This is a genomic window from Streptomyces sp. NPDC059816, from assembly GCF_042732055.1.
GTDB lineage: Bacteria > Actinomycetota > Actinomycetes > Streptomycetales > Streptomycetaceae > Streptomyces.
This window is the reverse complement of sequence record NZ_JBHWIQ010000010.1, coordinates 151,021-177,100: the sequence shown is the minus strand read 5'-3', so window position 1 is coordinate 177,100 and position 26,080 is coordinate 151,021. Positions and strand designations below refer to the sequence as shown.

23 protein-coding genes are annotated in these 26,080 nt (G+C 72.9%); 13 read left to right on the top strand and 10 right to left on the bottom strand.

All coding sequences use genetic code 11. The features are described from left to right. From ACFV88_RS15875 to ACFV88_RS15850, 6 genes are all read right to left on the bottom strand, one after another. Positions 1-249, bottom strand: coding sequence for a DUF1049 domain-containing protein (locus ACFV88_RS15875; protein ID WP_385491024.1), 249 nt, complete (start codon positions 247-249; stop codon positions 1-3). 135 nt (positions 250-384) lie between these two features. Continuing rightward, the gene (locus ACFV88_RS15870; protein WP_385491021.1) at positions 385-1,395 is read right to left on the bottom strand and encodes an LD-carboxypeptidase; all 1,011 of its coding nucleotides are present in this window, start codon (positions 1,393-1,395) and stop codon (positions 385-387) included. Further along, positions 1,392-2,762 carry a M20/M25/M40 family metallo-hydrolase gene (locus ACFV88_RS15865; RefSeq protein ID WP_385491018.1) on the bottom strand — a complete coding sequence of 457 codons (1,371 nt, stop codon included), beginning with the start codon at positions 2,760-2,762 and terminating at the stop codon, positions 1,392-1,394. The genes ACFV88_RS15870 and ACFV88_RS15865 overlap by 4 nt, the downstream gene beginning before the upstream one ends. Next, a complete protein-coding gene (locus tag ACFV88_RS15860) occupies positions 2,755-3,588 on the bottom strand; it encodes a M55 family metallopeptidase (protein ID WP_385491015.1) in 834 nt (277 codons plus the stop codon). Before ACFV88_RS15860 ends, ACFV88_RS15865 begins: the two co-directional genes overlap by 8 nt. Positions 3,589-3,715: 127 nt before the next feature. Continuing rightward, positions 3,716-4,438, bottom strand: a complete 723-nt coding sequence (locus ACFV88_RS15855; protein WP_385491012.1) for a class I SAM-dependent methyltransferase — start codon at positions 4,436-4,438, stop codon at positions 3,716-3,718. A 55-nt stretch (positions 4,439-4,493) separates the two neighbouring features. Further along, a complete protein-coding gene (locus tag ACFV88_RS15850) occupies positions 4,494-5,465 on the bottom strand; it encodes a LysR family transcriptional regulator (protein ID WP_385491009.1) in 972 nt (323 codons plus the stop codon). 89 nt (positions 5,466-5,554) lie between these two features. Between ACFV88_RS15850 and ACFV88_RS15845 the strand changes: the two genes are divergently transcribed. Both ACFV88_RS15845 and ACFV88_RS15840 read left to right on the top strand, forming a co-directional pair. After that, entirely contained in the window at positions 5,555-6,475 is a 921-nt protein-coding gene (locus ACFV88_RS15845) for a zinc-binding dehydrogenase (RefSeq protein ID WP_385491006.1), read from the top strand. 5 nt (positions 6,476-6,480) lie between these two features. Beyond that, the gene (locus ACFV88_RS15840; RefSeq protein ID WP_385491003.1) at positions 6,481-7,473 is read left to right on the top strand and encodes an alpha/beta hydrolase family protein; all 993 of its coding nucleotides are present in this window, start codon (positions 6,481-6,483) and stop codon (positions 7,471-7,473) included. Between the two features lie 31 nt (positions 7,474-7,504). On the opposite strand, the gene ACFV88_RS15835 is transcribed toward ACFV88_RS15840, so the two are convergent. After that, positions 7,505-8,194, bottom strand: a complete 690-nt coding sequence (locus ACFV88_RS15835; protein WP_385491001.1) for an NAD(P)-dependent oxidoreductase — start codon at positions 8,192-8,194, stop codon at positions 7,505-7,507. 144 nt (positions 8,195-8,338) lie between these two features. Between ACFV88_RS15835 and ACFV88_RS15830 the strand changes: the two genes are divergently transcribed. Beyond that, on the top strand, positions 8,339-8,845 hold the full coding sequence (locus ACFV88_RS15830) for a MarR family winged helix-turn-helix transcriptional regulator (RefSeq protein WP_385490998.1): 507 nt from the start codon (positions 8,339-8,341) through the stop codon (positions 8,843-8,845). 19 nt (positions 8,846-8,864) lie between these two features. On the opposite strand, the gene ACFV88_RS15825 is transcribed toward ACFV88_RS15830, so the two are convergent. Both ACFV88_RS15825 and ACFV88_RS15820 read right to left on the bottom strand, forming a co-directional pair. After that, complete coding sequence (locus tag ACFV88_RS15825; protein ID WP_385490995.1) at positions 8,865-11,474, bottom strand: SpoIIE family protein phosphatase; 2,610 nt, start codon at positions 11,472-11,474, stop codon at positions 8,865-8,867. Positions 11,475-11,705: 231 nt separating this feature from the next. Further along, the gene (locus tag ACFV88_RS15820) at positions 11,706-12,149 is read right to left on the bottom strand and encodes an SRPBCC family protein (protein WP_385490992.1); all 444 of its coding nucleotides are present in this window, start codon (positions 12,147-12,149) and stop codon (positions 11,706-11,708) included. A 208-nt stretch (positions 12,150-12,357) separates the two neighbouring features. Here ACFV88_RS15820 and ACFV88_RS15815 point away from each other — a divergent pair, with 208 nt between their 5' ends. The 3 genes from ACFV88_RS15815 (at position 12,358) to ACFV88_RS15805 (ending at position 15,649) form a co-directional block, all read left to right on the top strand. Beyond that, on the top strand, positions 12,358-13,404 hold the full coding sequence (locus ACFV88_RS15815; protein WP_385490989.1) for an Rv2578c family radical SAM protein: 1,047 nt from the start codon (positions 12,358-12,360) through the stop codon (positions 13,402-13,404). A gap of 182 nt (positions 13,405-13,586) precedes the next feature. After that, complete coding sequence (locus tag ACFV88_RS15810; protein WP_385490986.1) at positions 13,587-15,176, top strand: alpha/beta hydrolase; 1,590 nt, start codon at positions 13,587-13,589, stop codon at positions 15,174-15,176. A gap of 47 nt (positions 15,177-15,223) precedes the next feature. Then, positions 15,224-15,649, top strand: a complete 426-nt coding sequence (locus ACFV88_RS15805; RefSeq protein ID WP_385490983.1) for a RidA family protein — start codon at positions 15,224-15,226, stop codon at positions 15,647-15,649. Positions 15,650-15,664: 15 nt separating this feature from the next. On the opposite strand, the gene ACFV88_RS15800 is transcribed toward ACFV88_RS15805, so the two are convergent. Beyond that, positions 15,665-16,231 carry a HEAT repeat domain-containing protein gene (locus tag ACFV88_RS15800; RefSeq protein WP_385490980.1) on the bottom strand — a complete coding sequence of 189 codons (567 nt, stop codon included), beginning with the start codon at positions 16,229-16,231 and terminating at the stop codon, positions 15,665-15,667. Between the two features lie 326 nt (positions 16,232-16,557). On the opposite strand from ACFV88_RS15800, the gene ACFV88_RS15795 reads away from it, so the two are divergent. The 7 genes from ACFV88_RS15795 (at position 16,558) to ACFV88_RS15765 (ending at position 26,006) form a co-directional block, all read left to right on the top strand. Continuing rightward, complete coding sequence (locus tag ACFV88_RS15795) at positions 16,558-18,432, top strand: 3-hydroxyacyl-CoA dehydrogenase family protein (RefSeq protein WP_385490978.1); 1,875 nt, start codon at positions 16,558-16,560, stop codon at positions 18,430-18,432. A 176-nt stretch (positions 18,433-18,608) separates the two neighbouring features. After that, complete coding sequence (locus tag ACFV88_RS15790; protein WP_385490976.1) at positions 18,609-19,424, top strand: TetR family transcriptional regulator; 816 nt, start codon at positions 18,609-18,611, stop codon at positions 19,422-19,424. Positions 19,425-19,914: 490 nt separating this feature from the next. Next, positions 19,915-21,252 (top strand): crotonyl-CoA carboxylase/reductase, encoded by a 1,338-nt coding sequence (ccrA, locus tag ACFV88_RS15785; RefSeq protein WP_385490974.1) that lies wholly within the window; start codon positions 19,915-19,917, stop codon positions 21,250-21,252. Positions 21,253-21,273: 21 nt separating this feature from the next. Continuing rightward, positions 21,274-23,301: a protein meaA gene (locus ACFV88_RS15780; RefSeq protein ID WP_385490972.1), complete on the top strand. Its 2,028-nt coding sequence runs from the start codon at positions 21,274-21,276 to the stop codon at positions 23,299-23,301. Beyond that, positions 23,298-24,263 (top strand): HpcH/HpaI aldolase/citrate lyase family protein, encoded by a 966-nt coding sequence (locus ACFV88_RS15775; RefSeq protein WP_385490970.1) that lies wholly within the window; start codon positions 23,298-23,300, stop codon positions 24,261-24,263. The genes ACFV88_RS15780 and ACFV88_RS15775 overlap by 4 nt, the downstream gene beginning before the upstream one ends. A gap of 5 nt (positions 24,264-24,268) precedes the next feature. Further along, positions 24,269-24,796 carry a MaoC family dehydratase gene (locus tag ACFV88_RS15770; protein ID WP_385491229.1) on the top strand — a complete coding sequence of 176 codons (528 nt, stop codon included), beginning with the start codon at positions 24,269-24,271 and terminating at the stop codon, positions 24,794-24,796. 4 nt (positions 24,797-24,800) lie between these two features. Then, positions 24,801-26,006 carry an acyl-CoA dehydrogenase family protein gene (locus ACFV88_RS15765; protein WP_385490968.1) on the top strand — a complete coding sequence of 402 codons (1,206 nt, stop codon included), beginning with the start codon at positions 24,801-24,803 and terminating at the stop codon, positions 26,004-26,006. Positions 26,007-26,080 lie beyond the last annotated feature (74 nt).

Here is a 26,080-nt window from a genome sequence, read left to right as displayed (position 1 = left end):
TCAGCGGCGTCCGCGGCGTCGCATGAAGTACGCCCCGCACACCGCCCCGATGATCCACATGGCGAGCAGCGCCAGCCACAGCGGCATCGTGACTTCGGGGATCAGCAGCCTGATCTTCGTGTCCTGGGTGTTCTCGAAGATGAAGATCAGGGCGAGGATCGCGAGGACGATGACGACGACGCGGCCCGGGGTGGCCAGCTCGCCGACCGAGCTCTTGGACTTGGTGCTCGTGGTGGTTCTGGGGCTCATGGTGCATGCCCTTCCGCTGGTCCGGCCCGCCCCTCCCCCACCAGCATGGGCAGCGCAGGACCGCCCTGCACGGCGGGGACGCCATCGGTCACCGGCCGTCCGGGGTCCGCTACGCACGGCGACCGGACGCACCGGTCAGCGTAGGGCGGGGTCCGCGAGGGTGAGGGTGCCGGCATCGGCGTCGAGGACCGCGCGGGCGCCCAGCGCAACGGTGCGGGCACCGGGGGCGTGGCCGAAGCCGCACTCTTCGAGGACCGGGACCCGCAGCGGACCGAGCCGGTCGAGCAGCACCGCGCGCACCGCCTCGTAGGGGCCGCAGTCGCACCAGGAGCCGAGGAGCACGCCCGCGACGCCGTCCAGCCAGCCGGAGCGCAGCAGTTGCGTCAGATAGCGGTCGAGCCGGTACGGCTCCTCCCCGACGTCCTCCAGGCAGAGCAGTCCCCCGGCCGCCGAGGGGCGGGCGTGCGGGGTGCCGAGTTCGGCGGCGAGCACCGACAGGCAGCCGCCGAGGGTGACGCCTTCGGCCCGACCCGGGACCAGGGGTCGGCCCAGGGCGAGGGTGCGGACGGTCTCCGGGGCGAAGAGGGTGGCCCGCAGGTGGTCCCGGGCCCGGGTGCCGTCCGGTGCGGCCGTGCGGTCGGGGGCCCCGGGGTGCGTGGGGTGCTCCGGGGCCCCGGGCGGGGGCAGGGCGAGGAAGTCGGCGGTGGCCGTCATCGGTGCGTGCAGGGTGGCGAACCCGGCGCGCACGGCGAACGCCTCGTGCAGTGCGGTGACGTCGCTGAACCCGGCGAACGCCTTGGGCCCGGCGGCCCGGATCGCCGTCCAGTCGAGGAGGTCGGCGATCCGCTGCGCGCCGTAGCCGCCGCGGGCACAGAGCACCGCGTCCACGGAGGGGTCGCACCAGGCGCTCTGGAGGTCGGCGGCCCGGTCGGCGTCGGTGGCCGCGAGGTGGCCGAGCCGCGGATGGCCGTCGAGGACGTGGCGGGTGGCGTGGGCGTCGAGTCCCCAGCCGCGCAGCACGTCCAGCCCGGCGGCGAGCCGGTCGGCGGGGACGGGGCCGCTGGGCGCGACGACCGCGACCCGGGCCCCCGGTCGCAGCCGGGCGGGACGGGCCGCCGCCGTGCGCGGGGGGCGGAGGGGCGTCACGCGGTGCGCAGGAAGCGGTCGAGGACCTTGACGCCGAAGTGGAGGGCGTCGACGGGGACCCGTTCGTCCACGCCGTGGAACATGGCGCCGTAGTCGTACCCCGGGGGCAGCCGCAACGGGGTGAAGCCGTACCCGGTGATGCCGAGCCGGGAGAAGTGTTTGGCGTCGGTGCCGCCCGACATCATGAACGGCACGACCCGGGCCTCGGGCGCGGCCTCCTCCAGGGCGGCCCGCATCCGGGCGTAGAGGGGGGTGTCGACGGGCGATTGCAGCGGGATCTCCCGGTGGTGGAACTCCCAGCTGACCTCGGGTCCGGTGAGGGTGTCGAGGGTGTCGCGGAACTCCTCCTCGGTGCCCGGCAGACAGCGTCCGTCGACCAGGGCGGTGGCCTCGCCGGGGATGACGTTGACCTTGTAGCCGGCGTTCAGCACGGTCGGGTTGGTGCTGTTGCGGACGACCGGGGCGACCAGGGCGGCGGCGGGGCCGAGGGCGTCGAGGTAGGCGTCGACGTCGAAGTCGGGTGCGCTGGGGTCGGCGTCGAGGCCGTACAGCGCGCCGAGGGCGGTGAGGGAGGCGCGGACGGTCGGGGTGAGTCGGACGGGCCAGGCGTGGTCGCCGATGCGGGTGATCGCCGCGGCGAGCCGGGTGACGGCGTTGGCGTGGTTGATCTTCGAGCCGTGTCCGGCCCGGCCGCGCGCGGTGAGCCGCACCCAGGCGGTGCCGCGTTCACCGGCGCCGATCGGGTAGATCTGGGTGCCGCGCCCGTCGTGGAAGGTGTAGGCGCCGCATTCGCTGACGCCCTCGGTGCAGCCCTCGAACAGGTCGGCGTGCCGGTCGGCGAGGAACCCCGCCCCGTCGGCGGCGCTGGCCTCCTCGTCGGCGGTGAAGGCGATCACCACGTCGCGCCGGGGTCGGACGCCGTCGCGCGCCCACCGGCGCACGGTCGCGAGGATCATCGCGTCCATGTCCTTCATGTCGACCGCGCCCCGCCCCCAGACCACGCCGTCGCGGACCTCCCCGGAGAAGGGGTGCACGGACCAGTCGGCGGGCCGGGCGGGGACGACGTCGAGGTGGCCGTGGAGCAGCAGTGCCGGCGCCGAGCGGTCGCTGCCCGGGTAGCGGGCGACGACGTTGGTGCGGCCCGGGACCCGTTCGAGGAGGGTCGGTTCGATGCCCGCCTCGGCGAGCAGTGCTGCGGCGTACTCGGCGGCGGGCCGCTCGCGGCAGTCCCCGTCGCCCCCGTTGCTGGTGTCGATGCGGATGAGGTCGGAGGTGAACCGCACCACCTCGTCCAGCGCCTGCCCGTCGACGCCGTCGCGGGCGCCGGCGTCGCCGTCCACGAGGGCGGACCGGTCCGCGTCAGCCATAACACTCCTCCACCGCCGCCGAGACGACGGTCGTCACCGTCTTGAAGGTCCTGATGCCCTCGTACATGGTGTCGTTGGTGTAGGCGACCCTGCGCTCACCGGTGCGGGCCACCCCGGGGACCGCGGTGGCCGCGAGGCTCAGGTGTTCCGCGTCGAACTCCATCTCCACGGTGAACGGCCCGTCGGACACGGGTGCGTGCCGTTCCGCCAGGGCCGCCGCCTCCTTGGCGGCCGAGCGGATCGCGGCGGCGGTACGGGTGGGGGTACGGCACACGGCGGCGTACCGCGACACATGGTCCTTGACGGCGACCTTCAGCGCGCCGGGTGCGTAGCCGAGGGCGTCCTCGCAGGTCAGGTCGTCGCCGGTGATGAGGACGACGGGGACTCCGTACTCGGCGACCACTCGGGCGTTGAGCAGTCCCTCGCTGGCGCGTTCGCCGTTCAGCCAGACGCCGGTGAGCGAGTTGGCGAGGTAGGTGTGGGCGAGGACGCCCTCCATCCCGGCGCCGGTGTGGTACCCGACGAAGGCGATGCCGTCGATGTCCCCGTGTTGGACGCCCTCGACCATGGACAGCGACTTGTGCTGGCCGGTCAGCATCTCGACCCGGTCGTCGAGCTGTTCGAGCAGCAGGTTGCGCATGGTCCAGTGGGCCTCGTTGACGAGGACCGCATCGGCTCCCCCGTCGAAGAAGCCGAGCACCGCGGCGTTCACGTCGGAGGTGAACATCGACCGGCAGCGCTCCCACTGCGGGGTGCCCGGCAGGACGTCGGCGGGCCAGGTCACTCCGGTCGCGCCCTCCATGTCGGCGCTGATGAGGATCTTCAAGGGGGCTCCCCTCTTCCTTGCCGTCACGGTACGCGCCGGGGCGGGGTCGGGCCAGGAGCCCGCGGCCCGGTTCACCGGTCCGGGTCTGCGCCCGGGCACGGGCCCGGGCGGACGCCGCGACGGGTGCTCAGCGGGCGCGGGCCGTGACCAGCATCCAGCGGGACGGCAGCACGATCGGACCGTCCTCGGTGACCTCCGTGGTGGCCAGCGGGAGTTCTCCGCGGGCGAGGATGTCCAGCCCGGCGGCCCGCACGTACGCGGGTACGGACTCGTCGGACACCTCACCGGGCGCGATGCCGTGGGCGAGGACCGGGGCGAGCTTCGCCGGGGGGCCGGCCGGGGAGCCGGCGAGACCCCGGAGCACGCTGCCGGCGGCCTCGCCCAGTTCCACGAGGAATCCGCGGCCCCGGGCACCCAACAGGGTCGCGATCCCGTCCAGCAGCGGTTGCCGGTCCTCGGGCGCGCACTGGTGGAGGACCCCGCGCATGTAGACGTGGGTGTCACCGAGTTCGTCGTGCAGCCGGCCGATCTCGACGGGGTCCGTCATGTCGGCCGTGCGGAAGTCGACGGTGCTCCGGGGGTCGGCGCGCCGGGCGTGCGCGATCGCGGCGGGGGCGAGGTCCGTCCCGATGACCCGGGGGAAGCGGTGGGCGAGGTAGCGGGTCTGGGTGCCGTTGCCGCACCCGACGTCCACGAGCGGCAGACCGCCGACGAAGTGGGACTCGAACAGGGTCAGGTGGACCTCGACGGTGGTCGCCGGCTCGGCGTCCCAGAAGACTCCGCCCGCTTCCCCGGGTGCGCCCTCCCAGAACCCCTGCCACGCCGCCCTGTGCGCTTGTCCCACGCTCATCCGCGCCCCCCTCCACCGTTCGTACGAGCCCTCACCGAACACCGGTACGACCGGTCTACCGTCCCCGGGGACCCGTCGGCAAGGGTCCGGAGCCGGGACGGGTACCGCTCGTGGGCGGTTCGGGCAGCCAGTCGCGGGTCGGGTCGTACTCCAGCCACCGGCTCCGGCCCGCCTCCTCGGCACAGGCCGCGGCGAGGCCGTTCAGCCCCGGGTGTCCGTGTCCGGAGCGCCACAGCAGCGACCAGGCGTACAGCGGCGTGGGGTCGACGAGGGGCACGGAGCGCAACCCGGGCACCTGGGGCAGCGGCACGTCGGCCGGCACCAGCGAGAAGCGCCGCGGCCCTTCCACCACCTCGGCGAGGAAGTGGGCGAGCCCCAGGTTGACGCTCGTGGCGGTGTTGGGGATGCCGAACCGGTCGGCGAACCGGTGCAGGAAGTCGAGCCGGTCCAGCGAACCCGGTGCCCACAGCACGCTGTCGCCCAGTTGGTCCGGTCGCAGGGCCGGTTCGGCTGCGAGCGGGTGGTCCGCGCCCAGTACGGCGTCCACCGGTTCGAGGCGGACGAGACGGTGCGTCAGCCCGGCGGGCAGCGGGGGGTGGACCCGGCCGAGGGCCGCGTCGATGTCTCCGTTGAGCAGCGCGGTCGTCACCGACGGCAGATCGCGCCCGTGTCCCGCGGTCAGTTCCCCGGCCCGTCCGGCGACCCGGGCCAGCGTCCGCATCGGCGCGTAGAGGTGCCCCCAGACGTCCACGCGCAGCGGACGTTGCGTCCCGAGCACCGCTGCGACGGCGGTGTCGGCGGCGGCGACGGCCTGCCGGGCCGGTGCGAGGAAACGCCGTCCGGCCTCGGTCAGGCGCACGCCGTTGCCGTCGCGGTGCAACAGTGCGGTGCCGAGCAGGGATTCCAGCCGCGCGACCCTCTTGGACAGCGCCTGTTGGGAGATCCCGAGGGTCCCGGCCGCCCGGCCGAAGTGCAGTTCCTCGGCGGTGCGCACGAAGGCGCGGGCCTGCGCCACGTCGAGATCCATGGCCCTCACCTTAGGTGACAACCGAAGGTTGTCGGCCGTGCTCGGCCGTTGTTGGATCACGGGGCGCCCGCAGGGGTTGCATCCCCTCCATGCAAAGACTGATTCCCACCGGAGAGGCGGAGCGCCCGGTCGCCTTCGCCGAGGTCCCCCCGCCCCTGCCGGAGCCCTTCGAGGCGCTGATCAAGGTCGAGGCGTTCGCCCCGAACCGGGGCGAGACGTTTCTCCTCGAACAGCCCCGGCCCGGGCTGTTGCCCGGCAAGGACGTCGCGGGGCTCGTCGTCCAGGCGGCGGCCGACGGCTCCGGCCCCGGCATCGGCACCCGCGTCGTCGGGCACCCGGCGCAGGGCGGCTGGGCCGAGTACGCGGCCGTCCCCACGGACTCGCTCGCGGTGCTCCCGGACGGCGTCGACAGCGAACGGGCGGCGGCGCTGCCCCTGGCCGGGATCACCGCCCTGCGGCTGCTGCGCACGGCCGGCTCCCTGGCCGGTCGACGGGTGCTGCTGACGGGTGCGTCGGGGGGCGTCGGCCACTACGTCACCGAACTCGCCGTGGGGGCCGGGGCCGAGCTGACCGCGGTGACGGCGACCCCTGTGCGCGGCGAACGGCTCGCGGACCTGGGCGCGGAGGTGGTGCACCGGGTCGCGGACGCCCGGGGGCCCTTCGACGTGGTGTTGGAGTCCACGGGTGGGCCGGATCTGGCACTCGCCCTGACGAAGGTGCGCCCGGGCGGTGTGGTGATCTGGTTCGGCCAGGCGAGCCGCACCCCGGTGTCCCTGGACTTCTTCCAGCTGCTCGAAGGGCCCGAGCGGGTCACGCTCCAGCACTTCCACTACGCCGGCGCCCCGTACGCCTCCGATCTCGCGACACTGGTGCGCCTCGTGGAACAGGGCCGGTTGCATCCGGAGATCGGCCGCACCTCCGACTGGGCCGAGACCGCCGACACGCTGGTCGACCTGCGGGAGCGCCGGATACGCGGCAAGGCCGTCCTGCTGACCGGAGGAACACGATGAGCACCATGAGCACGAGCGAGCTCGCCGCCGCCCGGTGGACCCGTGCCATCGGCACGGGCGTGGACCCCGACGAGTACCGGCGGGTCACCGAGGGCCTCGCCTCCGTCGCCGACTGGGGGCCGGCCTTCCTGCGCACCGGGCACGGCCACCTCCGACACGCGCAGGACGCGGGATCGCCCCGCTCGGCGGGTGAACACCTGCTGATGGCGGCCCGGTGGTTCCACCTGGCCTCCCTGGGCCCGGGTGTGGAAGCACCCCGTGCCGCCGCGGAGGCGGATGACGCCCTGGGCAGAGCGCTCGCCCTGCTGGAGCCCGAGGCCCGGCGGGTGAGCGGCGAGGGGTTCACCGGCTGGCTGCGCGGCCCGTCCGACGCGCCGGGCACCGTGGTGGTCGTCCCCGGCCTGGACTCCGCCAAGGAGGAGTTCCTCGATCTGGTGTCCGCGCTGACGGCCAGGGGACTGGCGGTGTTCGCGATGGACGGCCCCGGGCAGGGCGCACTCGCGGCCGGCACGACCCTCGTACCGGACTTCGAGCGGGTCGTGGGGCGGGTCGTCGACGCGCTCGACGCCACACGCATCGGGCTCGTCGGCCTGAGCCTGGGCGGCTACTTCGCGGCCCGGGCCGCGGCGCTCGAACCGCGCGTGGCGGCCGTCGCCACGGTCAGCGGCCCCTTCCGCCTCGACTGGGAGGAGCTGCCCCCGCCGGTACGGGACGTGATGGCCCGACGCACCGGAGGAACCGACGCCGCCCGGGCGTTCGCCCGCCAGGTGGACCTCGCCGTCCTGGCGCCCCGCATCGCGGCCCCGCTGCTGGTCGTGGACGGCGGTCAGGACGTGATCCCCGGCGTGACGAACGGCGCGCCGCTGGCCCGTCTGGCGCCGCGCGGCAGCTATCTGTCCGTCCCGCACGGCGACCACCTCCTGGGCAACGCGCGGTCGCACTGGCTGCACCACCTCGGTGACCACTTCGCACGTGCCTTGACCGGAGCGCCGGCGTGAACCGCGGCGCCGAGGCGGGCGCGGGCCGTCGTCAGTCGGCGACGACGGTGAAGCGGGTCCGGTGGTGGCGGGGGCGCTCCACCTCGTCCAGCAGGGCGATCGCCAGGTCCTCCATCGAGATCCGTGACAGTCCGTCGGGCCCGGTCAGCACCTCGTCGTGACCGGTGCGGTAGCGGCCGGTGCGTTCCCCGGGCTCCAGGATGGCGGGCGGGCTGACGTAGGCCCAGTCGACGTCGGTGGCGGAGACGTCGGTGCCGGAGGAGTCCGTACCGGTGACGTCGGTGGCGGCCCGGAAGACCTCCAGTTGCCGCTGGCTGCCGAGGGCGACGTGCCGCCAGGCGGGCGGCACGTAGACGGGGTCGTCCACCAGCAGCCGCCCGCCGGAGCCGGGCACGACGAGGCTTCCGGCGCCGCCGACCACCAGGAGCCGCACCCCGGTGCCCGTGAGCCCCGCGAGCAGCCCCCGGGCCGCCGCGGCGAGTTCGTCCTCCCGGCCCTGCGGCGGGCGGGTCGCGCCGATCACCACGTCCTGCCCTGCGGCGAGGGCGCGCACCTGGGCGGCCCGCGAGGCGTCCCCGACCCGTGGGGCGACCCGGGCGGGCAGCTGGGCGAAGCGGGCGGCGTCGCGGACGACCGCGGTGACCTCGTGCCCCCGACCCAGGGCCTCGCTGACGATCCGGCTGCCGGCGTTCCCGGCGGCTCCGAAGACGGTGACGCGCATGACGGTCCCTCCCCTTCCGGGACCCCCGCCCCGGATTGTTTGACGTGGAACTGTTCGACATGAAGCAGAGTACGGATCTGCTACCTTCACGTCAAACAGTTCGATGTAAAGCAATCCGGCACGACCAGGGATCGGGGACAGCACATGGGCGACAACGTGGACCGGGTGCTCGCCCAGTGGCGGGCCGAGAAACCCGGGCTCGACGCGACCCCGATGGGGGTGATCGGCCGCATCCAGCGCGCCGCCCGACTGCTCGAACGCGAGCTGTCCGAGCAGTTCGCGACCCACGGCCTCCAGTTGGGCGAGTTCGACATCCTGGCGACCCTGCTGCGGTCCGGCACTCCGTACCGCCTCACCGCGGGGGCGCTCAGCGAGGCGTCGATGATCTCCTCGGGGGCGATGACCAACCGTCTGAACCGGCTGGTCGCCAAGGACCTGGTGACCCGGGAGACCGACCCCGACAACCGGCGCAGCCTGCTGATCACCCTCACTCCCGAGGGCCACCGCACGGTGGAGGCCGCCCTCGTCGGGCACCTCGCCACCGAGTCGCAGCTCCTCGCCCCGCTCGACGCCGGCAAGCAGGACCAACTGGCGGGCCTGTTGCGGGAGTTGCTGACCGGACTCGGCGACGTACCGCGAGGTCCGCAGTGACGCACGCGCAGCGGCGGTCCTAGCGGGTCGGGCGCCGCGCCGGCAAGGGCAGTTCGCACCAGACCGTCTTGCCGGTGGCCGTGCGACCGGAGCCCCACGCGCGGGCGAGCGCGCTGACGACCCGCAGTCCGCGCCCGGCCTCGGCCGTCGGTCCGGCACTGAGCAGGGTGGGCAGATGGTGGTCGTCGTCCGTCACCTCGCACAGCAGGGCGCCCCCGCCGCGCACCAGCCGCACCCCGACCCGACCGCCCCCGGCGTGCCGTACCGCGTTGGCGACGAGTTCACCGACGAGCAGCCGGGCCGTGTCGGCGAGTGGCGCGAGGCCCCAGGCGGCGAGTTGGTCCACGACGAACGTCCGGGCCTCGCCGACCCGGGCGGGGTCGGCGGGCAGCCGGTGGTGGGCCACGTCCTCGGGGGCGATGCCGTTCAGCCGGGCCATCAGCAGCGCCACGTCGTCCTTGCGTCCGCCGCGGCGGGCCAGCGTCCGGATGATGGTGTCGCAGGCGAGGTCCATGGAGGCCGCCGGGTGGGCCGCCGACTCGCACAGGGTGGCCAGACCCACGCCGATGTCCTCGCCGCGCATCTCGACCAGGCCGTCGGTGCACATCACCAGCCGGTCACCGGGTGACACCGGCACCCGCACCGTCTCGAACGGCACCCCGCCGACCCCGATGGGGGCACCCGTGGGCAGGTCGAGGAGTTCACTGCGCCCGTCGGCGGCCCGGACCACCACGGGCGGGATGTGCCCGGCGTTGGCGATCTCCAGATGTCCCCGGACCGGGTCGTACACGGCGTACAGACAGGTCGCCAGATAGTGCTCGCCGAGGCGCTGGGCCAGGTCGTCCAGATTGCGCAGCAACTGGGCGGGCGGTAGATCGAGTGCCGCCATCGTCTGCACGGACGTCCGCAACTGCCCCATCATCGCCGCCGAGTTGAGCCCGTGCCCCATCACGTCGCCGACGACGAGGGCGGTACGGGAGCCGGGCAGCTTCACCGCGTCGAACCAGTCGCCGCCGATCCGGCCGAGCAGGGTGCCGGGGAGGTAGCGGGTGGCGATGTCACAGCCCGGCATGCGGGGCTCGATGTGCGGCAGCATGCTGTCCTGGAGCGTCTCCGCCACGTTCTCCTGGTACGTGTACATCCGGGCGTTGTCCAGCACGAGCCCCGCGCGGGCGGCGAGTTCGGCGCCGGTGACCCGGTCCATGTCGTTGAAGACCGGGCGTTCGCGGTGGCGCAGCAGGATCATGAAGCCGAGCACCACGTTGCGGGCCTTCAGCGGGACGACCAACATCGAGCGGTGGTTGATCAGCGGGCGGATGTCCCGCTTCTCGAACTGCGCGGCGATGGCGTTGCCCATCTCCTCGCTGATCCGGGGGACGAGCACCGGATCCCCGGTGGTCATGCACTGGAAGAACGGGGTGTGCACGGGGAACGGCATCGACTCGCCGACGGGCACCACGTCGTCCCAGCGCCCGGGCTCGTCGGTGTGTTCGACGGCCACCCGGTGCCACATCGTGGTCGCGTCCGGCGGGCCCTCGGGGAACCCCTCGCCCGCGACGACCTGCTCCCGCAGATAGGTGCCCGCGACATCGGTGAACCGGGGCACGACGGCCCGGCTCACCTCGATGATGGTGCGCGACAGGTCGAGCGAGGAGCCGATCCGGCCGCTCACCTCGTTGAGGAACTCCAGGCGCTCACGGACGGCCGCGTACTCCAGGTCGACCCCGCCGTCGGGGTCGTCGACGCCGGACCCGTCCTGCGGCGGGGGCGCACCCGTGGCGGCGGCCCGGGCCGCGCGCTCCCGGCGGGCGATCCGCTCGGCCCGCCGGGCCACTCCCCAGTCCGGGGTGACGGGAACCCGGTCGTGCTGGCTGAACTCCATCACGGGGTAGCCGAGTTCGAGCACCTGGGCGGCGATCCGGGCGCTCTCCGCGACGCTCATGCTGGGCAGGATGTCGGGCAGCCGTCGGGCCAGGTCGTCGGCGCCGGTGAAGTCGGTGTGCCGGGCGAACCCGGGGACGACCCGGGTCCCGTCCGCGCCCGACCCCGGGTCCTCGGCGGCGAGGACGAGCAGCCGCTCCGGGCCCGGGCCGACCAGCGGGTAGGCCCACCACAGCACGTCGATCCGCGGACCGGCCGGGGTGCCGCCGCCCTCGGCCGGGGGACGGCCGTTCGAGGAGCGGGGGCGCGGCACCCGGTCGTCGGCGGGCCCGGCCGCACCGTTGGAGAGGTAGGCGGGCGGTTCCGGATCGACGGAGAGCCGGGCGCGGCCGGCGGTGGCGTACGCGGTCCGGCCGAGCAGCGGGGCGGCAAGGTCCGGATCGTGGTCCTCGCGCGCCCCGGGCGACCCGTCGGGGTCCTCCGGGTCACCGGGGTCGTCGGGGCCACCAGGGTGTTGGGGGTGGTCCGGGTCGCGCAGTGCGCCGGAGACCGGGAGCAGATCGGTGGCCCGACACCCGACGGCCGTCTCCCGCGCGTGCCCGAAGAGGCGGCGGGCGCCGGCACTCCAGTGGGTGACGAGGCCACCGCCGTCCACGACGACGACGGCCAGCGGGACCCGTCCGGCGGCCGGGCGCGGGGAGCCGCGCCCCGCACCCTCGGGGCGTACCGGTCCCGTGCCGTGCTCCATGACCGAGGCTCCTTCCGGGCGGTGCCACAAGATCTGGTCGCTGCGACCACGGTACGTCCGGCCCGTGTTGCGGTGTGCGACAACGCAGGAACTCGCGCCGTCCCACGCCGTCTTCCACTACCGTGCGCCCCCTGCTCCGGCATCCCCGCGGACCCGGATTCCCGCAGTGCGCCCCGGAGCGCGTGGCGGGAGAGTCCGGGGGCGCCCCACAGGGCGCCCCCGGACCGGACGCTACTTCTCCATCTCCGCGGCGAGGCGGGCGAGGATCGCGTCGTAGATCTTGGCGAGGCCCTTGGGAGCGAAGGTCCGCTCGAAGAAGCCACCGATGCCGGTGGCGCCCTGCCAGCGGCTGGTGACCACGACCCGGGCCCGGCCCTCACCACCGGGGGTGACGACCCAGGTGGTGACCATCGAGGAGTTGCGGTCCTTCTCGACGAGCTCGCCCTCGTTGGGCTCGGTGACGTCCAGCAGACAGTCGCGCACCCGCTTGCTGGTGGCCTGGAGCCTCCAGTGGACGACGGTGCCCCGACCGTCGCCGCCCTCGCGGACCTCGTACTCGCTGAAGTGCTCCGGCAGCAGCTTCCCGCGCATACCGCTGTAGTCGGCCAGCGCGTCGAAGACGTCGTCGGGGTTCGCCGCGATGGTCCGCTCCGTGGTGGCCTCGACCTGCGCCATTGCACTCCTCCAAGGCTTGTTCTTTCAACGGTCCGCGGAAAGCCAACCACCCCGGTGGCCGGGCCCCCAAATCGGGGTGGGCCTTCGCGCCGCACCGTGACGCGAAGGCGCCCCGTCGACTACCGACGGAGACGACCCGCCGGCACCCTCCCCACCCGAAGGGAACATGTGTTCTATTCTATGGACGAGTGCTACCGAGGGAGGCGCCATGCGCTGGGAGAACCTGAGCGACGGGCCCGGGAACCGTCCGGACCGCTCCCCCGCCCTGTTCGACGCGGACGCGGTCGTCACCAGGACGTTCGACACCCCCGAGTTCCGCGGGGTCACCTTCCACGAGGTGCGGGCCCGCTCGATCCTGAACCGGGTGCCCGGGGCCTCCCGGATGCCGTTCGAATGGACGGTGAACCCGTACCGCGGGTGCACCCACGCCTGCGTCTACTGCTTCGCGCGCAAGTCGCACGGCTACCTCGACCTGGACACCGGCATCGGCTTCGACACCCAGATCGTCGTCAAGGTCAACGCACCCGAGCTGCTGCGGCGCCAACTCGCCTCGCCCCGCTGGCAGGGCGAGCACATCGCCATGGGCACCAACGTGGACTGCTACCAGCGGGCGGAGGGACGGTACGGACTCATGCCGGGCATCCTCACGGCCCTGCGCGACCGCGCCAACCCGTTCTCGATCCTCACCAAGGGCACGCTGATCCTGCGGGACCTGGACCTGCTGCAACAGGCCGCCGAAGTCACCGAGGTCGGCGTCTCCGTCTCCGTGGGCTTCACCGACCCGGCGCTGTGGCGGAGCATCGAGCCGGGAACACCCGCTCCCCGGCGCCGCCTCGACGTCGTCCGGGCACTCGCCGAACGGGGCATCGGATGCGGGGTGCTGATGGCTCCGGTGGTGCCGTTCCTCGGCGACCGTCACGAACAGCTGCGCGACACGGTCCGGGCCATCGCGGCGGCCGGGGCGAGCTCCGTCACCCCGCTGGTGCTGCACCTGCGGCCCGGCGCCCGGGAGTGGTTCACGTCCTGGCTGACCCGCCACCACCCGCAGCTGGTGCCGCGCTACGAACGGCTCTACGCGCACGGGGCGTACGCACCGAACTGGTACCAGCGCGGCATCACCCGCCAGGTCCACCAACTGGCCGAGGAGTACGGGATCGGCCCGGCGGGCCCGGGCCGGCCCGGCCGGACGCCCGACCACGACGCGCCCCGCCCCTCGCCCCCGACTCCCGGAGCCACCCAGCTGTCGCTGCTGTGACCCCCGGGGCGACGGCGGGCCGCCCGGGCACGGACACCTGGGCGGACGCCCGGGCGGTCACCCCTTCGGGTCAACGGTCGGCAACACCCCGCCGGCCGGGGCCGATCCGACGCCCGCGTCCGGAAGCATGCCCCGGGGGGCCGTGGGCCCACGGCCCCGCACCCTCAGCCCTTGAAGGCCCCATGAAGAAACGTGCAGCCGCGCTCTGCGGCATCGCCGTGGCGCTGACCGGGACGCTCACGGCCCTCCCCCACTCCGCGACCGCCATCCCCTCCACCACCACCGCCGCAAACGCCCCGACCGCCACCACCCTGCGGTGGAAGGCGTGCGGCACCGGGCGGTACCCGAAACTCCAGTGCGCCTCCCTCGACGTGCCGCTCGACCACACCGACCCGGACGGCCGACGGATCACCCTCGCCCTGTCCCGGATCCCGCACACCGCGAAGTCCTCGCAGGGCCCGCTCCTGGTGAACCCCGGCGGCCCCGGCGGCAGCGGTCTCTCCCTCGCCGGACACGTCGCCCGGGAACTGCCCGCGGAGGTGGCCGCCCAGTACGACGTCATCGGCTTCGACCCGCGCGGCGTCGGGAAGAGCGAGCCCACACTGGACTGCCTCCCCGGTCACTTCGACCCGGTGCGGCCGGCCAGCGTGCCGGACACCCCCGCCGTCGAAGAGGCGAACACCGAACGGGCCAGGGCCTTCGCCCGGGCGTGCGGCGTCAAGCACGGGGACGTGCTCCCGTACATCGACACCCTGAGCACGGTGCGGGACGTGGAGGCCGTCCGCGCCGCGCTCGGCGCCCCGCAGATCAGCTACCTCGGCTACTCGTACGGCACCTACCTGGGATCGGTGTACGCCACGCAGTACCCGCAGCGGGTGCGTCGGATGGCCCTCGACTCGGTGGTGGACCCGGACGAGGTCTGGTACGAGGCGAACCTCGGCCAGGACACCGCCTTCCAGGCCCGGCACCACGCGTTCCTCGCCTGGATCGCACGGCACGACGCCGTCTACGGGCTCGGCACCGACCCGGCCCGGATCGAGGAGGCGTGGTACGCGATGCGCACCGCCGTGACCCGCGAACCGGCGGGCGGCACGGTGGGCGGCGCCGAACTGGAGGACACCTTCCTGCCCGGCGCCTACTTCGACGGCTACTGGCCGTACCTGGCCGAGGCGTTCGCCGCGTACACCGAGCGGCAGGACCCGGACGTGCTCGTCGCGGCGTACGAGGCGTTCGGCACGGTCGACGCCAAGGGCGACAACGGCTACAGCGCCTACACCGCGGTGCAGTGCCGTGACGCCTGGTGGACCCGCGACTGGGACGACTGGCGGGCGGACAACCGTCGGACCCACGCCAAGGCACCGTTCTCCACCTGGAACAACGCCTGGTACAACGCACCGTGCGCTCACTGGCCGACCGCACCGCTGGTACCGCCGGACGTCGGCACCGACGACCTCCCGCCCGTACTGCTCCTCCAGGCGACGGACGACGGGGCCACCCCCGTGGCGGGCGCCTACGCGCTGCGCCGCGCACTGGGCGGCTCCCGACTGGTCGTGGAGGAGGGAGGCGGCAACCACGGGGTCACCCTCAGCGGGAACGCCTGCCTCGACCGCCATCTGTCCGACTACCTGGCCACCGGGCGGGTGCCGGACGGTTCCGGTACCGGGGCGGACGCGGTGTGCGCGCGTCTTCCCGAACCCGCACCGCGGGCCCCGCGCGGCTCCGCCGCCGCCCGGGGCGCCGCCCTGCACGGACTGCTCGGGTTCCGGGGCTGACCGGGGGCGCCCGTCGGGCCCGGGAACAGGTGGGTGAGGATGGCGACATGACCAGCCATCTCACCCGCCTGCCCGCACCCGACGGGGTCTTCCCCGCCACCGCCTACACCCATGTCGTCCTGGGGACCGGACGGTTCGTGGCGATCTCCGGCCAACTGGCCCTCGGCGAAGGGGGGCGCCTGGTCGGCGAGGGCGACCCGGTCGCCCAGGCCCGTCAGGTGTTCACCAACCTCGGCCGCTGCCTGGCCGCCGCGGGCGCCACCTTCGACGACGTCGTGAAGCTCACCTACTTCATGGTGGACATCGCCCAGCTGGACGCGGTCCGCACGGTGCGCGGCGAGTTCCTCGACCCGGCCCGACTGCCCGCGAGTTCAGCCGTCCAGGTCGGCGCGCTGGTCGCCCCGGAGTTCCTGATGGAGATCGAGGCGTACGCCGTCGTCGCCGATCCCGGCGCGCCCGTCACCGACGGCTGACGGCCCCGGCACGGTTCAGTCGGTCAGTTCCAGCGCCCGTTGCGCCGCCCCGGTCAACGCCGGACGCGCACGGGCCGCCCGCAGCACCGGGCGGGCCCGCGGGTCCGCCAGCTCGCCCAGCCCCTCCACACAGGCGAGGGCCACCGCACGGTACGGGTCGTCCGGGCTCAACCGGCGCTCCAGCGCGGTGATCAGCGCGGGCACCGACTCGGGGGCGCGCAGGGCGACCAACAGGCGCACGGGGTGCAGTGCGTACGCCACGCGCAGTTCATTGGTGGCGAGCGCCGCCGCCGCCCGGGCGGTGCGCGGGTCGGCGAGCCGGGCCAACGCGGTGGCGGCGCTCGCGCACCGCGCGGGATCACGGTGGTTGAGCAGCAGCACCAGCGACTCGAAGGCACGCCGGTCGCCGGCGCCGCCGAGCCGGAAGGCGGCCAGCTCACGGGCCCACAGGGGCTGGCCCGGCGCGGTCAGCACCGCGGCCAACACCTCGGGGTCACCGGTTGCGGTGAGCGGCCCGAACGGATCCGCCCCGCCGGACTCCTTGCACAGACGTTCCGTGAGCGCTCGCAACTCTTCGTCCATGCCCACGAGCCTATCGATGCAGTGGGTCACCGCACAGTCGCCATCGGTGACCGGAATGCCGCATCCCCGAGGGCTAGCGCGCTCATTACTCGCGAGTTAAGCTCATTCGAGCGGGACGAACTCCCGTGTACGGCTTCCGGTGGCCTGGTGACGCAGCCGGCGGGAGTGCGGTCGGTTCGGCGACCGGTGGCCCGGTGACGGCACGTCATCCGCCGCCGGACGTCTCCTCACGGCGCGGCTCGGGACAGGGCGCGCCGCTCCCCTCCCCGGGCCTGCCCTCGCGGCCCGGGACGCACGTCACCCCTTCCCTCCCTGGAGTCCCCTCGATGGCAACTCCCGCGTCCCCCCTGTCCCCCCTGTCCCCCGCACCCCTCCCCTCCCCCTCTCCCCGCTCTCTCGGCTCTCCCGACGCGCCCGGTTCCCGTCCGCTGCGCAAGGTGGCCGTCATCGGCCTCGGCACCATGGGCACCGGAATCGCCGAGGTGCTGACGCGCGCCGGGCGCGAGGTCGTCGGCGTGGACCTCACCGACGAGCTCGTGGCGCGGGCCGTCAGCACCTTGGCGGCGTCCACCGCCCGCGCGGTGCGCCGCGGGCGGCTCAGCGAACCCGAACGCTCCGACGCACTCGCCCGGTTCCGGGCCACCACCGATCTGCGGGCCGCCGCCGATGCGGACCTCGTCATCGAGGTCACCCCGGAGGCCTACGAGACCAAACAGCAGGTGATCCGGGCGCTCGACGCGGTCGTGGCCCCCGATGCCGTCCTCGCGACCGGCACCAACGCGCTGTCGGTGACGCGGCTCGCCGCCGGGTCCGCCCGCCCCGAACGCCTCCTCGGACTGCACTTCTTCAACCCGGCGCCCGCGATGCGACTGGTCGAGGTGGTCTCCTCGGTGCTCACCGCACCCGCCGCCGTGGCCGCCGTCACGGACCTCGTGGTGGAACTCGGCAAGGAACCCGTCGCGGTGGGCGACCGCCCCGGGTTCGTCGCCGACGGGCTGCTGTTCGGCTACCTCAACCGGGCAGCCGCCATGTACGAGTCGAAGTACGCCAGCCGCGAGGACATCGACGCGGCGATGCGGCTCGGCTGCGGACTGCCCATGGGGCCGCTCGCCCTGCTCGACCTGATCGGCGTCGACACCGCCCGCACCGTGCTGGAGGCCCTGTACGCGGCCTCCGGCGACCGGCTGTACGCGCCCGCCCCGGTCCTCGGGCAGCTCGGCGCGGCGGGCCTGACGGGGCGCAAGACGGGCCGCGGCTTCTACACCTACGCGGAGCGCGGTGGCGCCGCGGTGGTCCCCGACGCCCTCACTCCCGGACTGCCGGGTCCGCGTACCGCCGCCGGGCGGCCCGTGCGGTCCGTGGGGGTGGCCGGGTCGGGGACCATGGCCTCCGGGATCGCCGAGGTCTTCGCCGGGGCCGGGTACGAGGTGGTGCTCGCCGCCCGGAGCCGGTCGAAGGCCGAGGCCGCCCGGACCCGGATCGGTGCCTCCCTGGACCGCTCGGTCGCCCGGGGCCGGACCTCCGCCGAGGCCGCCGCCCTGGTGCTGGACCGGATCACCCCCGCCGGCGGGTACGAGGCGTTCGCCCCGGTGGACCTCGTGGTCGAGGCCGTCGCCGAGGACCTGGGGGTCAAACAGCGGCTGTTCGGCGTGCTGGACGGGGTGTGCCGGCCGGGTGCGGTGCTCGCCACCACCACCTCGTCGCTGCCCGTCATCGCCTGCGCCCGGGCCACCGACCGGCCCGAGGACGTCATCGGGATGCACTTCTTCAACCCGGCGCCGGCGATGAAGCTGGTCGAGGTCGTGCGGACGGTGCTGACCGCGGACGACGTGCACGCGACCGTCCGGGAGGTCTGCGGCGGCATCCGCAGGCACCCCGTGGACTGCGGTGACCGGGCCGGGTTCATCGTGAACGCCCTGCTGTTCCCGTACCTCAACGACGCGGTGAAGATGGTGCAGGAGCACTATGCGACCCCCGACGACGTCGACGCCGCGATGAAGCTGGGCGGGGGCTATCCGATGGGGCCGTTCGAGTTGCTGGACGTGGTCGGGCTCGATGTCTCGCTGGCCATCGAGAAGGTGCTGCACGCCGAGTTCCGGGACCCGGGCCTCGCCCCGGCGCCGCTGCTGGAGCACCTGGTGGCCGCGGGCTGCCTGGGTCGCAAGTCGGGGCGCGGCTTCCGCGAGCACGCCCGTCGCTGAGCCGTCGGGCGGCGGCCCGACCGCCCACGGGAGCCGGCCGGTTCGGGCGGGGCGGGCCCGGTGGCGGGCGGGGTCGCGTCCGCCCCGCCCGCCGCCCCCGCGCGCTGCTCGCGTCCGCGTTGCGCGGGGAGCGGGGACGTGCGCGCCCGTGCGTGGGGATGGAGTACGTTCGTGGCATGTCCCAGTCCGCGGATTCCGCCCGCCGTGCACCCCGCTCGTCCACGCCCGACGCACCCGAGAGCGCGGCCGGGAGCCGTGCCGCCGCCCAGCGGCTCAAGATGCGCCGGGAGCTGGCAGCGGCAGCCATGGAGCTGTTCGCGACGAAGGGGTACGAGGCCACGACGGTCGACGAGATCGCGGCGGCGGCGGGGGTCGCGCGGCGGACCTTCTTCCGGCACTTCCGGTCCAAGGAAGAGGCGATCTTCCCCGATCACGACGACACCCTGATCCGGGCCGAGGCCGTGCTCAACGCGGCCCCGCCGCACGAACATCCGCTCGACACGGTGTGCCGCGGGATCAAGGAGGTCATGAAGATGTACGCCGCCTCGCCCGCGGTGTCCGTGGAGCGCTACCGGCTCACCCGGGAGGTGCCCACCCTGCGGGAGCGGGAGATCGCCTCCGTGGCCCGCTACGAGCGGTTGTTCACGCGTTATCTGCTGGCCCACTTCGACGAGCAGGCGCACCACCACGGCAATGACGACCCGCTGCTCGCCGAGGTGGCCGCGTCCGCGGTGGTGACCGCGCACAACCACGTGCTGCGGCGGTGGCTGCGGGCCGGCGGCGAGGGGGACGTCGAGGGACAGTTGGACCACGCCTTCGCCATCGTCCGTCGGACGTTCGGCACCGGGATCGGCTCGGGCCGCAGTACGGCGGTGTCGACCGCCGAGGGCACCGAGGGTCAGGTGCTGGTGGCCGTCGCCCGCACCGACGCGCCGTTGGACGAGGTCATGCGGACCATCGAGCACGCGCTGCGCCATCCCGCGGGCGACTGAGCACACGACGTCCCCCGGCGGGACCCGCACGGCCCTGGTGACACCCGACGAGGGGTGTCACCAGGGCCGTGCGCGTTTCCCGTGCCCATGGGGTACCCGGGCGGCCGAGCGATCGCCTGCCTGACCGGCTGAGCGGGGACCAACGATCGATCATCGCTCATCTGAGGGAAACATCAGCCAGATGAGACCAACTCTTGGCACGCAGTGTCTTGCTATGCGGCACGGGGTGCCAATACCGTGAAGTGGTCCGGGCGGTCGACGACACGGGATTCCCCGTACGTCGACTGTCCCCACGAGCACCCGCTCGTGCGCCCGGACGCCTGCGTCACAGGCAGCACCTTCGGCGCCACCCGCGCCCCACGCACCTCCGCCGGACCGACGGCAGCCCCACGCACCTCACCCGCCCCGCCCCGGGGCCCCCGAGCGTTCCCCGCATTCCCTCTCGTGTTCTCCGCCCCGCGGGGAACACCGCTTCGCCGGAGGCAACACCGTGAAGGAAATCCTGGACGCGATCCAGTCGCCGGACAGCACGGCCGCCGACTTCGCCGCCCTGCGCATCCCGGACTCGTACCGCGCGGTCACCGTGCACCAGGACGAGACCGAGATGTTCGCGGGCCTCAGCACCCGGCAGAAGGACCCGCGCGACTCGCTCCACCTGGACGAGGTGCCGGTGCCCGAACTGGGCCCGGGCGAGGCCCTGGTGGCCGTGATGGCCTCCTCGGTGAACTACAACACCGTGTGGACGTCGATCTTCGAACCGCTGTCCACCTTCGGCTTCCTGGAGCGGTACGGCAGGCTGTCCGAGCTGACCCGACGCCACGACCTGCCGTACCACGTCATCGGCTCGGACCTCGCGGGCGTGGTGCTGCGCACCGGACCCGGGGTCAACGCCTGGCGCCCCGGGGACGAGGTCGTCGCGCACTGCCTCTCGGTCGAACTGGAGAGCTCCGACGGGCACAACGACACCATGCTCGACCCCGAACAGCGCATCTGGGGCTTCGAGACGAACTTCGGGGGGCTCGCCGAGATCGCCCTCGTCAAGTCCAACCAGCTGATGCCCAAGCCCGCCCACCTCAGCTGGGAGGAGGCGGCGGCTCCCGGCCTGGTCAACTCCACCGCCTACCGGCAGTTGGTCTCGCGCAACGGGGCGGGCATGAAACAGGGCGACAACGTCCTCATCTGGGGCGCGAGCGGAGGGCTCGGCTCCTACGCGACCCAGTTCGCGCTGGCCGGCGGCGCCACCCCGATCTGCGTCGTCAGCAGTCCCGAGAAGGCGGAGATCTGCCGCGCCATGGGCGCCGATGCGATCATCGACCGGGACGCCGAGGACTACCGCTTCTGGCGCGACGAACACGAGCAGGACCCGCGCGAGTGGAAGCGCTTCGGCCAGCGCATCCGTGAGCTCACCGGGGGCGAGGACGTCGACATCGTCTTCGAACACCCCGGCCGGGAGACCTTCGGCGCTTCCGTCTACGTCACCCGCAAGGGCGGCACCGTCGTGACCTGCGCCTCGACCTCCGGCTACCAACACACCTACGACAACCGCTACCTGTGGATGTCGCTGAAGCGGATCATCGGCTCGCACTTCGCCAACTACCGCGAGGCGTGGGAGGCCAACCGGCTCGTCGCCAAGGCGAAGATCCACCCCACGCTGTCCCGGGTGTACGCGCTGGAGGACACCGGGCAGGCCGCGTACGACGTGCACCGCAACCTCCACCAGGGCAAGGTCGGCGTGCTGTGCCTGGCACCCGAGGAAGGGCTCGGCGTGCGCGACGGGGAGACCCGCGCCCGGCACCTCGACGCCATCAACCGCTTCCGGAACGTCTGAGCGCGGGAAGGGAGCGCACGCATGACCGAGCGATCCAAGGACCGGCCGTGGCTGATGCGGACGTACGCGGGCCACTCCACCGCCGAGGCGTCCAACGAGCTGTACCGGCTGGGCCTGTCCAAGGGCCAGACCGGTCTTTCGGTGGCGTTCGACCTGCCGACGCAGACCGGCTACGACCCGGATCACGTGCTCGCCCGCGGTGAGGTCGGACGGGTCGGGGTGCCGGTGTCCCACCTCGGGGACCTGCGGCGGCTGTTCCGGGACATCCCGCTGGAGCGGATGAACACCTCCATGACGATCAACGCCACCGCCATGTGGCTGTTGGCCCTCTACCAGGTGGTCGCCGAGGAACAGGGCGCCGACCTCACCGCGCTCCAGGGCACCACGCAGAACGACATCGTCAAGGAGTACCTGTCGCGCGGGACGCACGTCTTCCCGCCCGGCCCCTCGCTCCGACTGACCACGGACATGATCGCGTACACCGTCCGGTACCTCCCCCGGTGGAACCCCATCAACATCTGCTCGTACCACCTCCAGGAGGCGGGTGCGACGCCCGTCCAGGAGATCGCGTACGCCATGAGCACCGCGATCGCCGTGCTGGACGCGGTGCGCGCCGGCGGGCAGGTGCCCGAGGAGGAGTTCGGCGACGTCGTGGCACGGATCTCCTTCTTCGTGAACGCAGGCGTCCGCTTCGTCGAGGAGATGTGCAAGATGCGCGCCTTCGGCCGGATCTGGGACCGGGTGGCCCGGGACCGGTACGGCGTCACGGACCCCAAGAAGCGGCGGTTCCGCTACGGCGTGCAGGTCAACTCGCTCGGCCTGACGGAGGCCCAGCCCGAGAACAACGTGCAGCGGATCGTGCTGGAGATGCTGGCCGTGACGCTGTCGAAGGACGCCCGGGCCCGGGCCGTGCAGCTGCCCGCGTGGAACGAGGCCCTGGGGCTGCCCCGGCCCTGGGACCAACAGTGGAGCCTGCGCATCCAACAGGTGCTGGCCCACGAGTCGGACCTGCTGGAGTACGAGGACCTGTTCGCCGGTTCGCACGTGGTCGAGGAGAAGGTGATCGCCCTGACCGCCGAGGCGCTGGCGGAGATGGACCGGATCGAGGAGATGGGCGGGGCGATGGCCGCCGTCGAGTCGGGTTATCTGAAGGGGCGCCTGGTGGCCTCGCACGCCGAGCGCCGGGCCCGGATCGAAGCGGGCACCGAGAAGATCGTCGGGGTCAACGTCTTCGCGACGAGCGAGCCGAATCCGCTGACGGCCGATCTGGACACGGCCGTCCAGTCGGTCGACCCGGCGGTGGAGGCCCAGGCGGTGGCCGCACTGCGCGCCTGGCGGGACACCCGCTACCAGCCGCCCTTCAACCATCCGAGGCCCTGCAAGGCGCTGGAACGGCTCAAGACGGCCGCGGCCGGCACGGACAACCTCATGGAGGCCACCCTGGAGTGCGCCCGCGCCGGGGTGACCACCGGGGAGTGGGCCGGGGCGCTGCGGGAGGTGTTCGGGGAGTTCCGGGCACCCACCGGCGTGTCGTCGGCCCCGGTCGCGGTGAGCGCCGAGGCGGGCACCCCGCTGGCCCTGGTGCGCACCCGGGTGGCCCGGACCGCCGCGGACCTGGGGGCGGGCAAGCTGCGGCTGCTGGTCGGCAAGCCGGGCCTGGACGGGCACTCCAACGGCGCCGAGCAGATCGCCGTGCGCGCCCGGGACGCCGGTTTCGAGGTGGTCTACCAGGGCATCCGGCTCACCCCGGAACAGATCGTGGCCGCGGCGCTCGCCGAGGACGTGCACTGCGTGGGCCTGTCGATCCTGTCCGGGTCGCACACCGCGCTGGTCCCCGACGTACTGGAGCGGATGCGGGCGGCCGGGGCCGCGGAGGTGCCGGTGATCGTCGGCGGGATCATCCCGAACGGCGACGCCGAGCAGCTGCGGCAGGCCGGAGTGGCCGCCGTGTTCACCCCGAAGGACTTCGGCATCACCGAGATCATCGGCCGTATCGTCGACGAGATCCGCACAGCGAACGAGCTAGCCCCCCTGGAGGTCCCCGCATGACCGCCCCCGTCAACCGACTGCGTCCGCGCCGCTCCTGCCTGGCGGTGCCGGGTTCCAATCCGCGGTTCCTGGAGAAGGCCCAGCAGCTCCCCGCCGACCAGGTGTTCCTGGACCTGGAGGACGCCTGCGCACCGCTCGCCAAGCCGGCCGCCCGGCACACGATCGTCACGTTCCTCAACGAGGGCGACTGGAGCGGCAAGACCCGGGTGGTGCGGGTCAACGACTGGACGACCGAGTGGACCTACCGCGACGTCGTGACGGTGGTCGAGGGCGCCGGCCAGAACCTCGACTGCATCATGCTGCCGAAGGTGCAGGACGCCCAGCAGATCGTGGCGCTGGACCTGCTGCTGACACAGATCGAGAAGACCATGGGCTTCGAGGTCGGACGGATCGGCATCGAGGCGCAGATCGAGAACGCCCGGGGCCTGCTGAACGTCGACGCCATCGCCGCGGCCTCGCCCCGGCTGGAGACGATCGTCTTCGGCCCCGCGGACTTCATGGCCTCCATCAACATGCGGACGCTGGTCGTCGGCGAGCAGCCGCCGGGGTACCCGGCGGACGCCTACCACTACATCCTGATGCGCATCCTGATGGCCGCCCGGGCGCACGACCTCCAGGCGATCGACGGCCCCTACCTCCAGATCCGCAACGTGGACGGCTTCCGGGAGGTCGCGGGCCGGGCCGCGGCGCTCGGCTTCGACGGCAAGTGGGTGCTGCACCCCGGGCAGGTGGAGGCGGCGAACGAGGTGTTCTCGCCCGCGCAGGAGGACTACGACCACGCCGAGCTGATCCTCGACGCCTACGCCCACCACACCTCCGAGGCGGGCGGGATGAAGGGGTCGGCGATGCTCGGCGACGAGATGATCGACGAGGCGTCCCGCAAGATGGCCCTGGTGATCGCGGGCAAGGGCCGGGCCGCCGGACTGTCCCGCACCTCCGCCTTCGAAGCACCCCGGGGGTGAGCGCGATGCAGTTCGGCCGCACCTACGAGGAGTTCGAGGTCGGCGCCGTGTACAAGCACTGGCCCGGCAAGACGGTCACGGAGTACGACGACCACCTGTTCTGTCTGCTCACCATGAACCACCACCCGCTGCACCTGGACGCCCACTACGCCGAGCGGGCGACCGACTTCGGTCGGAACGTGGTCGTGGGCAACTACGTCTACTCCCTGCTGCTGGGCATGTCGGTGCCGGACGTGTCGGGCAAGGCGATCGCGAACCTGGAGGTCGAGTCGCTGCGCCACGTCGCGCCGACGTTCCACGGGGACACGATCTACGGGGAGACGACCGTCCTCGGCAAGACCCCGTCACGGTCGAAGGGCGACCGGGGCGTCGTCCAGGTGGAGACCCGGGGGCACAAGCAGGACGGCACGCTGGTGTGCGTGTTCCGCCGCAAGGTCATGGTGCCCACGCGGGCCCACGTCGCGGAGCGCGGCGGTGAACAGCCGGGCCGCCCCGTACCCCTCGACCCGACCCAGAAGCCGCAGGAGAAGTGACGCCATGAGCCGACTCGCCCAGACCCACGGCCTCACCGAGGTCCAGCAGGAGATCCTGGCGACCGTCCGGGAGTTCGTCGACAAGGAGATCATCCCGGTCGCGACGGAACTGGAGCACCGCGACGCCTACCCGCAGGAGATCGTCGACGGCCTGCGGGAACTGGGCCTCTTCGGGCTGATGATCCCCGAGGAGTACGGGGGCCTGGGCGAGTCACTGCTCACGTACGCGTTGTGCGTGGAGGAGATCGCCCGCGGCTGGATGTCCGTCTCGGGGATCGTCAACACCCACTTCATCGTCGCGTACATGATCAAGCAGCACGGCACGCCGGAACAGCGGGAGCACTTCCTTCCCAGGATGGCGACCGGCGAGGTGCGCGGGGCCTTCTCCATGTCGGAGCCGGGGCTCGGCTCGGACGTCTCGGCGATCACCTCCCGGGCGGTGCGGGACGGCGAGGAGTACGTCCTGGACGGGCAGAAGATGTGGCTCACCAACGGGGGCACCGCGAACCTGGTCGCCGTGCTGGTGCGCAGTGACGAGGGACACCCGGAGGGGACCGCTCCGCACCGTTCGATGACGACCTTCCTCATCGAGAAGGAACCCGGGTTCGGGGAGGTCAGGCCGGGCCTCACCATCCCCGGGAAGATCGAGAAGATGGGGTACAAGGGCGTCGACACCACTGAGTTGATCATGGATGGCCTGCGCATTCCGGCCAATCGCGTCCTGGGGGGTGACACCGGCCGCGGCTTCTACCAGATGATGGACGGCGTCGAGGTCGGGCGGGTGAACGTCGCCGCGCGTGGCTGCGGGGTCGCGCACCGTGCTTTCGAGTTGGGCGTTTCTTACGCACAGCAACGGCACGCATTCGGAAAGCCGATCGCCGAGCACCAGGCCATCCAGTTCAAGCTGGCCGAGATGGCTACCAAGGTCGAGGCCGCCCATGCGATGATGGTGAACGCAGCGCGCAAAAAGGACTCCGGGGAACGAAACGACCTTGAGGCAGGGATGGCGAAGTACCTCGCCTCCGAGTACTGCAAAGAGGTCGTGGAGGACGCCTTCCGGATCCACGGCGGCTACGGCTTCTCCAAGGAGTACGAGATCGAGCGCCTCTACCGTGAGGCCCCGATGCTGCTGATCGGCGAAGGAACCGCGGAAATCCAGAAGATGATCATCGGGCGCAGGCTGCTTGAGGAGTATCGACTTCACGGGTGAGCATCGGGTCGGTTGCCCCGATAAGGGTGGTTTCTTCGAGAAGAACGTCACATCCTGTCCACCTTGTTCGGGCT

Excerpts from the sequence above, each read along its gene's own strand:
- ACFV88_RS15800 (WP_385490980.1), bottom strand. The coding sequence starts at position 16,231 with ATGGACGAAGAGTTGCGAGCGCTCACGGAACGTCTGTGCAAGGAGTCC.
- ACFV88_RS15850 (WP_385491009.1), bottom strand. The coding sequence starts at position 5,465 with ATGGATCTCGACGTGGCGCAGGCCCGCGCCTTCGTGCGCACCGCCGAG.
- ACFV88_RS15815 (WP_385490989.1), top strand. The coding sequence starts at position 12,358 with ATGCGCTGGGAGAACCTGAGCGACGGGCCCGGGAACCGTCCGGACCGC.
- ACFV88_RS15770 (WP_385491229.1), top strand. The coding sequence starts at position 24,269 with ATGCAGTTCGGCCGCACCTACGAGGAGTTCGAGGTCGGCGCCGTGTAC.
- ACFV88_RS15780 (WP_385490972.1), top strand. The coding sequence starts at position 21,274 with ATGACCGAGCGATCCAAGGACCGGCCGTGGCTGATGCGGACGTACGCG.
- ACFV88_RS15765 (WP_385490968.1), top strand. The coding sequence starts at position 24,801 with ATGAGCCGACTCGCCCAGACCCACGGCCTCACCGAGGTCCAGCAGGAG.
- ACFV88_RS15865 (WP_385491018.1), bottom strand. The coding sequence starts at position 2,762 with ATGGCTGACGCGGACCGGTCCGCCCTCGTGGACGGCGACGCCGGCGCC.
- ACFV88_RS15820 (WP_385490992.1), bottom strand. The coding sequence starts at position 12,149 with ATGGCGCAGGTCGAGGCCACCACGGAGCGGACCATCGCGGCGAACCCC.
- ACFV88_RS15875 (WP_385491024.1), bottom strand. The coding sequence starts at position 249 with ATGAGCCCCAGAACCACCACGAGCACCAAGTCCAAGAGCTCGGTCGGC.
- ACFV88_RS15795 (WP_385490978.1), top strand. The coding sequence starts at position 16,558 with ATGGCAACTCCCGCGTCCCCCCTGTCCCCCCTGTCCCCCGCACCCCTC.
- ACFV88_RS15825 (WP_385490995.1), bottom strand. The coding sequence starts at position 11,474 with ATGGAGCACGGCACGGGACCGGTACGCCCCGAGGGTGCGGGGCGCGGC.
- ACFV88_RS15775 (WP_385490970.1), top strand. The coding sequence starts at position 23,298 with ATGACCGCCCCCGTCAACCGACTGCGTCCGCGCCGCTCCTGCCTGGCG.
- ACFV88_RS15790 (WP_385490976.1), top strand. The coding sequence starts at position 18,609 with ATGTCCCAGTCCGCGGATTCCGCCCGCCGTGCACCCCGCTCGTCCACG.
- ACFV88_RS15855 (WP_385491012.1), bottom strand. The coding sequence starts at position 4,438 with ATGAGCGTGGGACAAGCGCACAGGGCGGCGTGGCAGGGGTTCTGGGAG.
- ACFV88_RS15835 (WP_385491001.1), bottom strand. The coding sequence starts at position 8,194 with ATGCGCGTCACCGTCTTCGGAGCCGCCGGGAACGCCGGCAGCCGGATC.
- ACFV88_RS15805 (WP_385490983.1), top strand. The coding sequence starts at position 15,224 with ATGACCAGCCATCTCACCCGCCTGCCCGCACCCGACGGGGTCTTCCCC.
- ACFV88_RS15840 (WP_385491003.1), top strand. The coding sequence starts at position 6,481 with ATGAGCACGAGCGAGCTCGCCGCCGCCCGGTGGACCCGTGCCATCGGC.
- ACFV88_RS15810 (WP_385490986.1), top strand. The coding sequence starts at position 13,587 with ATGAAGAAACGTGCAGCCGCGCTCTGCGGCATCGCCGTGGCGCTGACC.
- ACFV88_RS15845 (WP_385491006.1), top strand. The coding sequence starts at position 5,555 with ATGCAAAGACTGATTCCCACCGGAGAGGCGGAGCGCCCGGTCGCCTTC.
- ACFV88_RS15830 (WP_385490998.1), top strand. The coding sequence starts at position 8,339 with ATGGGCGACAACGTGGACCGGGTGCTCGCCCAGTGGCGGGCCGAGAAA.